This window comes from Vibrio japonicus, assembly GCF_024582835.1.
GTDB classification, from domain to species: domain Bacteria; phylum Pseudomonadota; class Gammaproteobacteria; order Enterobacterales; family Vibrionaceae; genus Vibrio; species Vibrio japonicus.
Genome location: NZ_CP102097.1, coordinates 841,900 through 855,397, shown reverse-complemented (window position 1 = coordinate 855,397; position 13,498 = coordinate 841,900). Strand labels below are relative to the sequence as shown.

Genomic DNA, 13,498 nt, shown 5'->3' with positions numbered 1-13,498 from the left:
CGCATATTAATCAATAAGTATCGTTGTCGCCTTTATTGCGCCCAAAAAAAGCCACGCATAAAGCGTGGCAAGTGCAGGATAAGGGTGGCAGTGGATGTGTCACCTTTCGCACATAAATAAGGTTCAAAACGCACCCTAATTAATAAGTTTCAAACACACCAGAATTGTAGTCTTTGATGGTTTGTTCAATCTCTTGCATGCTGTTCATAACAAAAGGCCCATAGTGAACAACTGGCTCGTCAATCGGCTCACCGATAAAGATCAACACCCCACTCTGCTCTAGTGAGTTCAAATCGACCTTATCTCCTTTAGAGAGCAATACCATGTCGCCTTGTTTGGCCTCTCCACCAGCCACATTGACCCTGCCTTGATAAACATACAACATCGCGTTGAACTCAGCGGGGGTTACAAGATCGAGCTTATGCCCTGATTCAGCGCGCCAGTCTGCAACGGTTAGCTCAACACCGGTTTGGTTTAATGGGCCATTAAGCACTTGGTCATTCGCATTTAACGAGCCCGCCAAAATACGTACCAAACCTGCTTGTTCCGTCTGGTTTTCCGTTATCATTTCCGGCTGGAAGTCAAAGTACTGCGCGGGTTTCATCTTGTCGCGCGCAGGTTGATTAATCCAAATTTGGAAGCCGTGCAAGTCACCATCTTCCATAATTGGCATTTCGCTGTGGATCACTCCGCGTCCCGCCGCCATCCATTGTGCGCCACCCGACCTGAGCTCACCGACATTCCCCATATGATCACGATGCTGGAAATGGCCTTTCATCATGTAAGTAAGCGTTTCAATGCCACGGTGTGGGTGCGGAGGAAATCCGCCTACATAGTCAGCGCGTTTATCAGACTTCAGCTCATCAACCATCAAAAACGGTGAAAAACGGGAATTGTTGAATCCGGCAACACGCTGGATCTTCACACCATCACCATCTGATGTGGCATGCGATCGGATTGTTTGTACGATTTTACGATAGTTGCTCATAATTCTTCTCCGTCTGACTGATGGAGTGAGTGTAATACTTGTGAAACAAAACAGGACAAGGAGGATTAGAGCCACTTGTTCGAAAAATTTGAATGAGTTTAGACTTTGGTAAGATTTGGTAAAGAGATAGCATCACGTTAATATAACGATTCCTATTATCAAGGACGTTATAACAACAATGATGAATGCTCTAGAATTTACAGATGCAGGAGTGAAATACACTCCACATACTTTCCAAGTTCCTTTGGATTACTCCAACGAAAGCAAAGGCCAAATTGAGGTGTTTGCACGCGAGCTATCACTCGTTTCAGATGGCGAAAGTACGAAACCGTGGCTGGTGTACTTTCAAGGTGGTCCTGGCTTTCCATCACCACGCCAAAATGGCAATAATGGCTGGGTAAAGCGCGTTTTGCAGCAATACCGTATCCTTCTGCTCGACCAGCGCGGTACGGGTAATAGCTCGGTCATCCACAGCCAAACGCTCGGCCATTTGAGCGCAGAAGAGCAGGCAGAATACCTCGCTCATTTCCGCGCAGACAACATCGTGCGTGACGCAGAATTTATCCGCCAGCAATTTAATGTCGACCAATGGGCGATTTTAGGCCAGAGCTTCGGCGGTTTCTGCTCGCTTACTTACCTCTCTCTGTTCCCTGAAAGCCTATCGCGCAGCTACATCACCGGTGGTGTGCCGTCGATTTCACGCCATCCAGATGATGTGTATGAAGCGACCTTTAAACGCACGATGGAAAAGAATCAGGCGTTCTTCCAGCAATTCCCACAAGCGCAGCAGATGTGCCAAAAGATTGCCGACCATTTGCTAGAAAACGAAGAGTTTCTGCCTAACGGCCAACGCTTTACCGTTGAGCAGTTTCAGCAGATTGGCATTAACTTCGGTATGAGTGATACCTTCTTACCGACATACTACCAACTGGAAAATGCCTTTGTGACGGTGAATGGCGAGCCTCAGCTTCGCTATGAGTTCTTAAACAGTATGCTGATGCAGCAAGGTTTCCAGACCAATCCTATCTATGCGATTTTGCATGAATCGATTTACTGCCAAGGCTTTGCGTCTAACTGGAGTGCGCATCGCGTGCGTCAAAGCCGTGAAGAATTCAACTATCAACAAGGGCAACCGTTCTACTTTACGGGTGAGATGGTATTCCCGTGGATGTTCGACCAATACGAGTGCTTAAAACCGCTTAAACAAGCCGCACAAATTTTGGCAGAGAAAGAAGATTGGAGCCCGCTCTATAACGCAGAGCAACTGGCAAACAACAAGGTTCCGGTAAGCTGCGCGGTGTACGCCGATGATATGTTTGTGGAAATGGACATCAGCCGCGAGACGCTAGCGCTGATCCCAAATTCGAAAGCGTGGATCACCAATGAGTTCGAACACAATGGCCTGCGCGCTGACGGCGAACGTATTCTCGATAAGCTGATTGAGATGGGCGAGCAAACCGCTGCTACCTTAGTGTAAGTCCTGAGCCTCCAACGCGATATTGGAGGCTTTTTAACAATAATCTAGACGGCCTCTGTCCACAGTCACTCATTGCTTTACATAAGGTTGTTCCTTCCACTAGTCGTTGACCACACTTGTTTGGACTTCTTTGGGGAATATAACAACACAAGCCGTATGCTTTTGTTTTCCAAAACCAACAATCTGCTCTAGAGCGCTCTTACCTATTGGCACATATGCAGCCGTGACAGCGTCTTGTGCTTCTTCGACCAATGGGTCATGAAAGTAAAAAAAGTGGTCGCTCATACCGCTGAGCACAATCCAGTGGGGCTCTTTACACCCATTAAATCGGTAGGTGCTAATCAGCAATAACACCGCTGCCCCCTGTTCAATCCAGTTTTCTATTTGCGGAATGTGCGGAGGGGCTTGCTCAACTTTAATATCGGTCTGCTCGATTTGATCCATAAAGTCGGCATGGACCAGCTCGATCACAGATTTTTTCAATGGGTCACGAACGGAGTGAATAAAAGGTGTCCCTCGCGAGTGAGACCACAGCTCGACAGCAAAGCCACGTCGATTTGCGGCAAGTGCTAAACCTTGCCCACTACAACCACCATGACCGCCTGCCATAAAAATCGTTGTGGCTTCACGCCAAAGCTGTACTTCCTTCTTGCGCGAAGGCGATGTTGAGTGCCCGAGTGCGGCAAAACTCATAAGCAGACACGCTGCACCACATGTGAATGGAAGCGTTTGAACATACAACGGCATCGACAGCGCGAGTGTGGGACCTAATGTACCAAGACGTTTCTGCATCCTCAGTCCATCTATCAGGCCATCGTAGTAATGAATCAAGGTTTTTAATCGCTTAAATCCATGCTTTTCATAGAGACGTATAGCCGCTGAATTATCTTCCCTAACTTCAAGCCTTAGAGTAATGTAGCCTCGTTCCACAGTGCTTTGCTCACATTGGATAATCAACTGGTCTGCAATGCCTTGACCTCTAAAATCTGGCGATACTGCAATGGAGTAGATTCGTGCAAGTTGCGTCGCTTGGTTGAAAAGCACGAGTGCATATCCAGCAAGTCGATCGTTCTCTTTGGCGACAAAGAACTGACAGTGATGAGACTGAATAAACCGCTTCATTTGCCGACGGTTTATATTGTCACTGGTGAATACTTGATTTTCCAAATGAAGCAGAGAATCTAAATCATCGAGTTGAGCGTTGCTGTATTCCATTTCAGCCTCGGTTATTCGCTTTAATGCTGTCATTTAAAAGTAAAAACAGAAATCTCTCAACAGGAATTGAACTGATGGCGAACATCCTTATTGTTACTGATGAACTAGGTGACTGGAAACAGTACTTCCCTTCCGAAAATGTTGTGTCTGTAAATGATTACCTTACCAGTGGCGCGTTTACCGAGAACAAAAGTATTCAAGTAATCAACCTTTGTCGCTCTTATGATTATATGAGTAATGGTTACTATTGCTCCTTAATGGCTGAGGCACGAGGGCATCGAGTCATCCCAAGAGTGATGACGATGAATGACCTCACTCAACAATTTATGCTTAACCTAAAGCAAACTTACTTTGAGAAGCACTTTCGCGATCAAGATCAGATTGATGCCAAAATTTACTTTGGTCGAACCGAAGTCACTGGGTTGGAAAAAATCGCTCATCAAGTATTTGAACACTTTATGGTTCCAGTGCTCGATGCAAGCTTTATCCGCGTCAACAATAAATGGCAATTGGCTCGCTTAGAAGCGTGTGCATTTCAATCTTTAAACGATAGTGAGCAGGATTTTTTTGCTTCCTCGTTAGAGTCGTTTTCAAACAAAGTCTGGCGCAAGAAAAAGAAAAGCAAAAACTATCGTTATGACATTGCCATACTGATTGATCCAGAAGAAAAGATGCCGCCTTCCGATCCTAAAGCGATTCGACGTTTCCAACGTGCCGCTAATCGAATTGGGATTAATATGGAAATCATTGGGCCGGATGATTTGGGTAGGCTTGGGGAGTTTGATGGACTCTTTATTCGTGCTACCACCAATATCTCCAACTTTACGTATAAGTTTGCCAAAGCCGCGGAAAACTTAGGGCTGGTGGTCATGGATGACCCTGAGTCGATCATGAAATGCACGAACAAAGTGTTTTTAACGGAATTGCTGACCTTACACAAAGTGCCGGTACCAAATAGTATGGTTCTGCGTGCGGGTGCCAATGAGCAGTTGGAAGAGGTTGTAAACAAAATCGGTTTCCCTATGGTGCTAAAAGTGCCGGATGGTGCATTCTCCATTGGCGTAGTGAAAGTCAAAAATCTCGAAGAGCTGACGCAGCAGTGTGATAAGGTTTTTGAGAAAAGTGCTTTGATTCTGGCACAAGAATATCTACCAACGGATTTCGATTGGCGAATAGGCATCCTTAATCGCCAACCTATTTATGCGTGCAAGTACTTAATGAGTCGTGGCCATTGGCAAATTTATCAACACCATAATTCTGGTAGGGTTACTTCTGGTGGCTTTGAAACGCTCGATATAAAACATGTCCCTAAACATGTACTTGATGCCGCGACTAAAGCCGCGAATTTAATTAGCAATGGGATCTATGGCGTTGACGTAAAAGAGATTGGTGATAAAGCTTATGTCATTGAAGTCAATGACAACCCAAGCATTGACCATCATGTTGAAGATGCCTTTTTGGGTGATTTACTTTATGACCGGATTGTCACGGAATTTTTACGACGAATTCAAATGCGTGGTTTCTGATGCTAATCCCAAATTCGAAAGCGTGGATCACCAACGAGTTCGAGCACAATGGCCTGCGCGCTGACGGCGAACGTATTCTTGATAATCTGATTGAGATGGGCGAGCAAACCGCTGCTACCTTAGTGTAAGTTCTGAGCCTCCAACGCGATGTTGGAGGCTAAATTCACTAAGTCACTACAAACATACCCCTACAACTTCCGCCTTCTATTCGAGTTACATACATCAAATCCTATGTCATACCAGTCATAAACTGAAAATTCAGGTAAACCTTACATGATTTCTGTCGCCTTATAAGTAATAGGTAGTTGTAAGCCGTCATTATTAGTTAGGGAAAAATATGAAACTATTAAGAGCCACCCCTCTGTTACTCAGTTTAATGTTATTGGGATGCAGTACCATGCCCAACTCAATTCCAGAAGCACAATGCGTCGGTGTCATGACTTCTCAGGATGCTTACGGGAATATGAACTCTAACCACTTTACCATGCAAGTTTTGGCGCTGAGGCAACAAGCTGATATTCAAGAATATATTAGTCATATTAAGCCCGACTATCCGGTATGGGTAAACTGGAAGTCCAGTCGTGGAGCACGTTGGTATGCTGTAACCGTTGGGGACTTTAGAACAAAAAATGAGGCTTATCGCGCAATCCAGACGTTGCCTCAGAATGTACAACGATCTGAGCCATTCATCTTGACCTTCGAGAAAATGAAAAAGCAACAAGAGACCAATGTAGTACGTATGCGATAGATTTATCTGAGAGAAAATTACGAATAACGATGGATGACACCCTAAAACATGGATTAGGAAAAGAGCCTAAGCAGACGTTTAAGGAATCTGAATGGAACTATTCAAGCGATTGGGCAAGAAACTCGCAAAGCAAGAGTCTTAGGGATGCTTCCAGCCATATAATATGGCTGGAAATCAGGGTATTAGTCAGAATTGCGATTTCGACTTGCTGCAATGTTCCGCTTATGTTTGCTTGCACCTCAACTCATCGAATGCAAGCCAATCATATTCCCTTCGGTATCACTGACGATTGAGATACAGCCATATTTACCGATTGAGAACTTAGAATGTTCCACGCTTCCTCCCGCATCGACCACGCGTGATTCTTCCGTGGCGCAATCTTCACAGGCGAAGTACACCATCGTGCTATTGCCACCAGCTCGCACACCTTCCATCTTCGCCAACGCACCCGTCGCGCCATATCGATCCATCGACGATGGAAAGCCCCACATCACAATGCCGACGTTGGCGGGATCATCAATCTGCTCTAGCGTGACTTCAAACACCGCCTCGTAGAATGCTTTCGCCCGTTCCATGTCATCAACATAAATTTCAAACCAGCCTACTGGATTCATCTGCTGTGCCTCCTGGTTTTGCCGCAGTCGATTTAAAGCTAGCTTAATATCAGTCTGTTGCCAGAAGGGGATGGACGATTCGATCGCATTTTCACAGAAAATAAAAGGATCTACGCCCTGCCCTAAGATGCGTTAGAATGACCGCGAACTGAACAACACCAAGCATCCATACTGCCTTATGCTCAAAATATCCAACACCGTTACCCTGCAAGCGTGGGAAATCCAATTGACTGCCATCCGAGCGCAAGGCTCCGGCGGGCAAAATGTGAATAAAGTCTCGTCGGCTATCCATCTTCAGTTCGATGTCAAACACTCCACCCTGCCGGATGTGTACAAAGAGCGAATTTTAGCGCTGAAGGATTCGAGAATTTCTAAAGACGGTGTGATCACGATTAAGGCGCAGCAGTTTCGTACCCAAGAACAAAACAAAGAAGATGCATTAAACCGATTGGCAGAGCTGATCCGCGCGGCGATGGTGGTACAAAAGGCACGTAAAGAGACCAAACCGACCCGCGCTTCCAAAGAGCGTAGACTGAAAGGTAAAAACATCAAGTCTCAGACTAAATCTTTACGTGGCCGCATTAAGCATTAATTTGCCTCAGGTTATACCGTTAGTTTGCAAAAGCGTGTTGACCTAAATTCGGAGTAACAGTAATCGGAAAAGAAAAGATTCCCGGCACGCATTAGGTGCCGGGAGAGAGTTTTTTCACTGTTCTCCAAAAGGGAGGTTACGCTTCTACTGAGCGCGGCTGACGGCTAAAGTTTCGATCAACGAATATCATTGAAATGGTTGCGATAACTCCTGGTACAGCCAGTACTAAGAAATTGATCTGGTGAGGAAGCGCCATGGCCAATAATGCACCACCAACCATCGGACCAAAAATGGCACCGTTACGGCCAACTCCAGATGCCCAGCCCAAACCAGTTGATCGGATGTGAGTTGGGTAGTATTGAGCCACATACGCATACAGCAGGATCTGGGAACCAATAGTCGCAGCACCAGCAATACCTACGAGAGTATACAGTACCCAAGTTGGGTTCTTGTAACCGAGCATAATGAGCGACAGAGAGCCAAGGATAAAGAAGCACACAAGGACCGAGCGTAGGGAGAACTTATCCGCTAGCCAACCACCACCGACCGCACCGATGATAGCACCTACATTGAGTATCATTAGGAACATCAGGCTTGAGCTTAATCCGTAACCCGCCACGGACATCAATTTTGGCAGCCAAGAGCCTAGTGCGTAAACCATCAGTAGACAACAGAAAAACGCCGTCCAAAACATCAGCGTGCTAAACATACGTCCGTCACGGAATAGCTCTAATACTGGAGCTTGAGCCTTTTGGGCAGATGCAACAACCAGCTCCGAGTCCTTGTTGTTATCACAGCTTGGCTCCACCTTCACGAGTAACTCACGCGCTTCTTGCTCGCGCTTTTGCGTAACCAAGAATGTCAGTGATTCCGGCAAATGCTTGATCATCAGCGGCAACAGCACAAGCGGAACCGCAGCAAGGAAGAACATGATCTCCCAACCGAAGCGGGGTACGATCCAGATACCTAGTCCTGCAGACATCATCCCACCGATGGCATAACCAGAGAACATCAATGCAACCAATGTACTTCGGCTCTTTTTCGGCGAGTATTCGGTCATGAGTGAGACGACATTAGGCATTACTCCCCCGATACCTAGGCCAGCGATAAAGCGCAGAATACCGAACTGCCATGGAGTGCTGGCTAAGCCATTCACGGCGCTGACTGCACTAAACAGTACCACACACATCAGTATGGTTTTTTTCCGGCCAAGTTTGTCCGACAGCATCCCGAACCCCATCGCACCGAACATCATCCCAAACAGTGCGGCGCTTCCCAGCATACCGGCAACATAGGGGTCTAGGTCCCATTGACTCATCAGTTTAGGCAATACTACGCCATAAATGACAAGATCGTAGCCATCAAAAATGATGATTAAGGTACACCAAAATAATACCTTCCAGTGAAAGCGGTTAAATTTGGCGTTATCGACAACCTCGGTAATATTGATGCTACTCATACTCAGCCACCTCATTGTGGTTGGTAATAGGCTGCTTTTGGTTGTTCATCTTGCTCTCCTTGCATGTACTTTAGTTTGTGAACTTAGGTCATTAAAACCCGTTCCGGTTATTCACTAGCCCAAATCGCCCCCTGCAACAGGAAGGACTGTGCCAGTGATGTAACTAGCGGCATCAGAGGCCAAAAATAGGATCGGTTCAGCCTGCTCATCGAGTGTTCCATAACGATGCATAAAGCTAGTGGCATTCGTCTGTTCGACGAGGGATTGATACCACTCTTTTTCCTGTTCCTTCTGAGGTGCACTATTACGCGGCGTCAAGCGTGTAGGCGCCTCAGTTCCCCCTGGTGCGGTAGCGTTGATTCTGATCCCACGCTCAGCGTATTCGAATGCCATATTCACTGTTAGCGCATTAATGCCTCCCTTCGCAGCACCGTAAGGCACTCGCATCAGACCGCGGGTGGCCACAGATGACACATTCACGATAGCCCCGCTTTGGTGCTCTAACATGTATGGGATGGCTGCTCTGCAGCACCACAGAGTTGGAAAGAGCGATCGCTGTATTTCCTTCTCGATTTGCTCTGGTTGATAGTGTTCAAAAGGCTGAGCCCAAATGGTTCCACCAACATTGTTGATGAGAATGTCGATACGACCATATTGTGCGTAAGCTTTCTCCATGACAGATTGTGCGCCTTGCCATGTTTCCAAGTCAGCTTGAAGCGCCAGTACTTCCGTGCCTTGCTCTTGCAGTTGCGAGGCCACGCCGTGAACATAGTCGGCGATATCAACCAGAACTAGCTTTGCGCCTTCACTCGCAGCCAGTTCTGCTACGCGCTTACCAATCCCTTGCGCGGCGCCAGTGACAACCATGACCTTATTGATAAAGCGGGCACTCATGCGGCCTCCTCAGAAGCAGGAGTCACACTCGCAGTGAATTTTTCGTAATGGAAAGAATTCGGTTTGATTCCCTGAGATTCGAAATGACCTAATACCGCATTCACCATCGGAGGTGGGCCACAAAGATAAACGTCAACATCACCGTCATTGAAAGGCGCGTCTTCCATATGATTGGTCACGTATCCTTTGCGCGGATGATCGCTTTCTTCATTCGCGATAACCGTTTTAAAACTGAAATTAGGAATACTAGCGGCAAAGGCTTCCAAGGCTGATACACACACCAGATCGTCGTCGTTGGTGACGCCGTAGATCAGATGTACTGGCTGATCGCACCCTTTTTCCTTCAGGTGTTCTAGCATCGAAAGGAACGGAGCCAATCCTGTGCCACCGGCAAGCATCAAGACAGGGCGCTCAACCGGACGTAAGTAGAACACACCCATTGGGCCAGTTAACGATACGGTATCGTTGGACTTAGCTTTACCGACCAGCCAAGAGCTCATCAGACCGCCGGGTACATTTCGGATCAAGAAACTCAATTGACGGCTACCTGGCAGTGAGCTGAAAGAGTAAGCTCTTGTTTCATCACTACCTGGCACCTGAATGTTGACGTACTGGCCAGGTAGGAAGCCGATATCGTTATCAGCGGTAATTTTTAGTTCGATAGCGGTCGGCGATATGAGGTTGACCACATCGACAGTTCCCGTAACTGTGCTGTTTGCGGCCTTACTACACATTGAAGAAACCGCTGGGATTTCGACGACACAATCGCTGGAAGGCACCATTTGACAGGTTAGGATAAGCCCTTTTTCAGCTTCTTCATCCGTTAGCGCTTCGTCGATATACTCTTCGCCTAAATCGTATTTTCCTTGACGGCAAGTGCCCTTACACGTACCGCAAACTCCGTCGGAACAGTCCATAGGCAGGTTCAATTGTGCGCGGTATGCCGCATCGAGAACCGTCTCACCGTCGTTACAGTTAATGACACGAGTGACGCCATCTTCGAAATTGAGTGCAATGTTATAAGTCATATTGATGCTCCCGCAATCCATTACAAGTGGTAAACATCAACCGCCTGATTGATGCAGTCGTTAGTCAGCACAATTTTTTTGTACGTGATTAAAGGGGTTTCGCCGCTGATGTCTAAGGTGTAAAAAGATGTACCGTAAAATTCCTGTGTCTTCTTATAGCGATAAGACTTCGTCAACCAGTTGAAACGCAGCTGCAATTCACTTCCTTCATGCGATAGGATCTCCAACCCGCTAATAAAGTGTTTGGTGCGCGGTTCTGGCAACGAGCTTGCACCGGAACGTTCCGTTTTCAATCGGTATACACGGTCTTCTAAGCCATCTCGGTTCGGGTAGTAAATCAGTGAGATCTCACGCTGCGGATCTTCCGTCAGCTCCTCATCGTCATCCCATGCTGGCATCCAGTACGTCACATCTTTGTGATAACACGCTAGCCAGTTATCCCACTCTTTATCATCGAGATAGCGGGCTTCACGGTTAATAAACTGCTGTATATCGTGGTAATTCAAGCTCATGCGTCAGTCTCCTTGTTCAGTACCGGAATAATTTGGTCAGATTCAGCTTCAATAGCTCTTAGCATTTCGTCCTGCCAGTGGCGGTGGTGATTCACATATAGGCCTTCATCTTCCGGTTTAGTCCCGCTCATTAGAGGCTTCATATCCAATTGGTTTGCATGGTCATCAGGGCCGTCAATCCAGTGCGTTGCGCCGCGGCTCATGTCATTCCATCGTGCGCCTCTTGCTTCGTATCCATCTTGGCAAGCGCGGAATTCTTCCAGATCGTCAGGAGTACCCATGCCAGATACATTGAAGAAATCTTCGTACTGACGGATACGCTTGGCACGTAATTCTGCTGATTCGTTCTTTGGCGCGAAGGCATAAATGGTGACTTCAGTTTTGTTCACATCAATCGGACGACTGACTCGGATTTGAGTGGAGAACTGATCCATCAAGTAAACATTCGGATATAGACATAGGTTTTTGGTCGTGCGAACGATAGAGTCGGCTCTCGCCTCACCAAAGGTCTTTTCCAATCGCTCTAGTTGGCCGAAAACTGGACGCACCTCAGGGTTTAACAAGCGGGTCCAAAGCATCATATGGCCGTTTTCAAATGAGTAGAAACCGCCTTCCGCTGACCAACTTTTCGCATCTACCGCCTCTGTGCCGCCTTTTTCATAGTTTCGCTGACCCATAGTTGACAGGTAGTTCCAGTGCACTGAACTCACGTGGTAGCCATCAGCCCCATTCTCTGCTGTTAACTTCCAGTTACCTTCGTAGGTGTAAGTTGAACTGCCGCGCAGTATTTCCAACCCATCTTCCGCTTGATCAACAATGTTATCGATGATTTTGGTCGTTTCACCCAAATACTCTTCTAATGGGAGTACATCGGCGCTTAAACTACCGAATAGAAATCCGCGATAGTTCCCGAACTTAGCCATCTCTTTCAAATCATGGGAACCGTCAGTATTGAATTGATCCGGATACCCACCCTTTTTCTGGTCTTTCGCCTTGAGTAGTTTTCCGTCGTTGCGGAAGGTCCATCCGTGGAACGGACAAGTAAAAGAAGCTTTGTTACCGCGTTTCTTACGGCACAGAGTTGCGCCACGGTGGGTACACGTATTGAGGATGGCTTTTAAATCGCCGTCTTTGGTTCGAGTGATGATAACAGGCTGTCTGCCGACAGTGACTGAGTAGTAGTCACCTGGATTAGGAATTTGGCTTTCGTGAGCAAGATAAACCCAGTTACCTTCAAAGATGTACTTCATTTCCAGTTCAAACAGTTCACGATCGGTGAAAATGCCACGGTCACACTGGTAACGTCCAGTGTCTGGATCGGCAACAACGGCGTTTCGTACGTTGTCTGCTAGTTGCTTGAGTTTGCTATTCATTATATTTATTCCTTTTGCATCCTGAGTTTCGGGTACAGGGGCGCTGTAACCACCCCAATACTGAGGTGGTTAGCACAGGGCAATAAGTAGGGTAAGTTTGTTAAGCCTGTTCACCCTCAAGGGCGCGCAAGCGAGAGTGGCGAACGTGAAGTTCTGACTTTTCTGTGCTGAGCAGTTGGATATCGAATTCAACCTGAGTGAATGGACCTTCTAATCCTAGAGCGTCTGCCTTAGCTGGATCTTCGATACGTTGTGCTTCAATAACCAACTCTTCAAGGGTTGCAAAAGCAAAATCATCGTAAGTGTATTCATCACCGGCTAGGTTGATCTGAGTGGTTAGGTGTTTGTAACCCGGCTTAGAAATAAAGAAGTGAATATGAGCAGGTCGGTTACCATGACGTCCTAACTGGTTAAGCAAATGCTGAGTTGAGCCTTCTGGAGGACAACCGTAGCCTGCCGGAATAATCGAGCGAGCCGTGTAGCGGCCGTTTTCATCAGTCTCGATTCGACGACGCAGGTTGTATTCACTTTGAGATTTATCAAAGTAAGAGTACGCACCCATACTGTTTGCATGCCAAATGTCTACCACGGCGTTGCGAATTGGGTTGCCGTCTTGATCCGTAACCTGTCCAGTCAGTAACATAACTTCTGATTCAGTGTCGGTACCATCATCCATGCGAGCAAAACCTTCACTCTTCGGCGAACCCGCTACATATAGAGGGCCTTCAATCGTTCTTGGTGTTCCGCCATAGAGTCCAGCTTGCTTATCCGCCTCGTCCGAACGAATATCTAGGTACTTGTCGATTCCAAGACCTGGAGCTAACAGAGCCGCCTCACCATTCGCACCCAGTTGGTTGATGTAATAGACCGCTGTCCATAATTCATCCTGTGTGATGTCCAGATCTTCAATAATCTGGAAGACATCGTGCATAACGCGGTGCAGGATAGTTTTAACCCTTTCATTACCGTCAGAATTATTGAAACCTGCAACTTTCTCTAGTAGCTCTTGTACTTCCGGTGTGTGCATAGTTTTAACGTTCATCATTTCTTCTCCTTGCTTTATTTCGTTACT

General features: G+C 46.8%; 14 protein-coding genes. 5 read left to right on the top strand and 9 right to left on the bottom strand.

Annotated features, from left to right (window positions below):
• Positions 1–139: 139 nt before the first annotated feature.
• Entirely contained in the window at positions 140–988 is an 849-nt protein-coding gene (locus tag NP165_RS17025) for a pirin family protein (protein ID WP_257085725.1), read from the bottom strand.
• Between the two features lie 181 nt (positions 989–1,169).
• On the opposite strand from NP165_RS17025, the gene NP165_RS17020 reads away from it, so the two are divergent.
• Positions 1,170–2,465: an alpha/beta fold hydrolase gene (locus tag NP165_RS17020; RefSeq protein ID WP_257086848.1), complete on the top strand. Its 1,296-nt coding sequence runs from the start codon at positions 1,170–1,172 to the stop codon at positions 2,463–2,465.
• A gap of 99 nt (positions 2,466–2,564) precedes the next feature.
• On the opposite strand, the gene rimI is transcribed toward NP165_RS17020, so the two are convergent.
• A complete protein-coding gene (gene rimI / locus NP165_RS17015; protein WP_257085724.1) occupies positions 2,565–3,680 on the bottom strand; it encodes a ribosomal protein S18-alanine N-acetyltransferase in 1,116 nt (371 codons plus the stop codon).
• 74 nt (positions 3,681–3,754) lie between these two features.
• Here rimI and NP165_RS17010 point away from each other — a divergent pair, with 74 nt between their 5' ends.
• The 3 genes from NP165_RS17010 to NP165_RS17000 all read left to right on the top strand — a co-directional run bounded on the left by NP165_RS17010 (position 3,755) and on the right by NP165_RS17000 (position 5,954).
• On the top strand, positions 3,755–5,206 hold the full coding sequence (locus tag NP165_RS17010; protein WP_257085723.1) for a RimK family ATP-grasp domain-containing protein: 1,452 nt from the start codon (positions 3,755–3,757) through the stop codon (positions 5,204–5,206).
• Positions 5,206–5,334 carry a hypothetical protein gene (locus tag NP165_RS17005; protein ID WP_257085722.1) on the top strand — a complete coding sequence of 43 codons (129 nt, stop codon included), beginning with the start codon at positions 5,206–5,208 and terminating at the stop codon, positions 5,332–5,334. The genes NP165_RS17010 and NP165_RS17005 overlap by 1 nt, the downstream gene beginning before the upstream one ends.
• 269 nt (positions 5,335–5,603) lie before the next feature.
• A complete protein-coding gene (locus NP165_RS17000; protein WP_257085721.1) occupies positions 5,604–5,954 on the top strand; it encodes an SPOR domain-containing protein in 351 nt (116 codons plus the stop codon).
• 239 nt (positions 5,955–6,193) lie between these two features.
• On the opposite strand, the gene NP165_RS16995 is transcribed toward NP165_RS17000, so the two are convergent.
• Positions 6,194–6,568, bottom strand: a complete 375-nt coding sequence (locus tag NP165_RS16995) for a VOC family protein (RefSeq protein WP_257085720.1) — start codon at positions 6,566–6,568, stop codon at positions 6,194–6,196.
• Positions 6,569–6,746: 178 nt separating this feature from the next.
• Between NP165_RS16995 and arfB the strand changes: the two genes are divergently transcribed.
• The gene (gene arfB / locus NP165_RS16990) at positions 6,747–7,160 is read left to right on the top strand and encodes an alternative ribosome rescue aminoacyl-tRNA hydrolase ArfB (protein ID WP_257085719.1); all 414 of its coding nucleotides are present in this window, start codon (positions 6,747–6,749) and stop codon (positions 7,158–7,160) included.
• Positions 7,161–7,296: 136 nt separating this feature from the next.
• On the opposite strand, the gene NP165_RS16985 is transcribed toward arfB, so the two are convergent.
• The 6 genes from NP165_RS16985 to catA form a co-directional block, all read right to left on the bottom strand.
• Positions 7,297–8,619: an MFS transporter gene (locus NP165_RS16985; RefSeq protein WP_257085718.1), complete on the bottom strand. Its 1,323-nt coding sequence runs from the start codon at positions 8,617–8,619 to the stop codon at positions 7,297–7,299.
• Between the two features lie 114 nt (positions 8,620–8,733).
• Positions 8,734–9,513: a benzoate diol dehydrogenase BenD gene (benD, locus tag NP165_RS16980; RefSeq protein ID WP_257085717.1), complete on the bottom strand. Its 780-nt coding sequence runs from the start codon at positions 9,511–9,513 to the stop codon at positions 8,734–8,736.
• Positions 9,510–10,541 (bottom strand): benzoate 1,2-dioxygenase electron transfer component BenC, encoded by a 1,032-nt coding sequence (gene benC, locus NP165_RS16975; protein WP_257085716.1) that lies wholly within the window; start codon positions 10,539–10,541, stop codon positions 9,510–9,512. Before benC ends, benD begins: the two co-directional genes overlap by 4 nt.
• Positions 10,542–10,561: 20 nt before the next feature.
• Entirely contained in the window at positions 10,562–11,053 is a 492-nt protein-coding gene (benB, locus tag NP165_RS16970; protein WP_257085715.1) for a benzoate 1,2-dioxygenase small subunit, read from the bottom strand.
• Positions 11,050–12,426, bottom strand: a complete 1,377-nt coding sequence (locus tag NP165_RS16965; RefSeq protein WP_257085714.1) for a Rieske 2Fe-2S domain-containing protein — start codon at positions 12,424–12,426, stop codon at positions 11,050–11,052. Before NP165_RS16965 ends, benB begins: the two co-directional genes overlap by 4 nt.
• A gap of 100 nt (positions 12,427–12,526) precedes the next feature.
• Complete coding sequence (gene catA / locus NP165_RS16960; protein ID WP_257085713.1) at positions 12,527–13,471, bottom strand: catechol 1,2-dioxygenase; 945 nt, start codon at positions 13,469–13,471, stop codon at positions 12,527–12,529.
• Between the last annotated feature and the right edge of the window lie 27 nt (positions 13,472–13,498).